Source organism: Falsiporphyromonas endometrii (genome assembly GCF_042654485.1).
Classification (GTDB): domain Bacteria; phylum Bacteroidota; class Bacteroidia; order Bacteroidales; family Porphyromonadaceae; genus Porphyromonas; species Porphyromonas endometrii.
On sequence record NZ_JBHSGO010000057.1, the window covers coordinates 1 to 610 of the forward strand.

The following is a 610-nucleotide window of genomic DNA, read 5'->3' on the forward strand; positions in this document are numbered from 1 at the left end:
TACTTTTGTGCATTGTCTTTCTTGTAAGTTTCTATGATAAAGATAAGACAATTGGGGCTGATTCCTGTGAAGGAAGTTCAGCCCCTTATTTTTTGTTTTGTGATATTTTTATCGGACAGCAATAATTGATTTTTTTCATCTGTACAGCTTGTCCGTCGGGTGCAAAAAATTTGATGTCATCTACAACAATCTTTACGCCACAGGTATGTCCATCAGATTGTGTATCAATAATGAATGACTTATCAGGCGAATTATAAATCTTAAGAAGATTGTTGATGCTAATATCCATATTTACAGGATTGTACGGTCTATGTCTTCCTACTCTCCACCATTCAATCAGATTAGCTGAGATATGGAGCTTTTGATTGTACATAAAATCATCAATCGTAGTGTTTTTATCTTTTGTAAATCTAAAGTCTTGTGCCGGTTGGTTGAATGGTATAAATTCGTTGTTGCTCGGTACAGCCTTATGTCCGTCACTTGTGAGAAGCTGTTTAAATTTAATTGAAAAACAATCTTATACAAGGTGTTAATATATTGAATATCAGTAGGTTAGTTGATTTATTATTTGTAACTTTATGATTATCAAACAATTAAAGTTATGGAGCAA

The 610-nt window shown here is 32.8% G+C and carries 1 protein-coding gene; it reads right to left on the reverse strand.

The window, feature by feature from the left end; genetic code table 11:
• Positions 1-85: 85 nt before the first annotated feature.
• Complete coding sequence (locus ACFO3G_RS03195; RefSeq protein WP_380077937.1) at positions 86-373, reverse strand: hypothetical protein; 288 nt, start codon at positions 371-373, stop codon at positions 86-88.
• Positions 374-610 lie beyond the last annotated feature (237 nt).

Bases quoted from the DNA above. Each gene is read 5' to 3' on its own strand.
- ACFO3G_RS03195 (WP_380077937.1), bottom strand. From the start codon at position 373: ATGTACAATCAAAAGCTCCATATCTCAGCTAATCTGATTGAATGGTGG.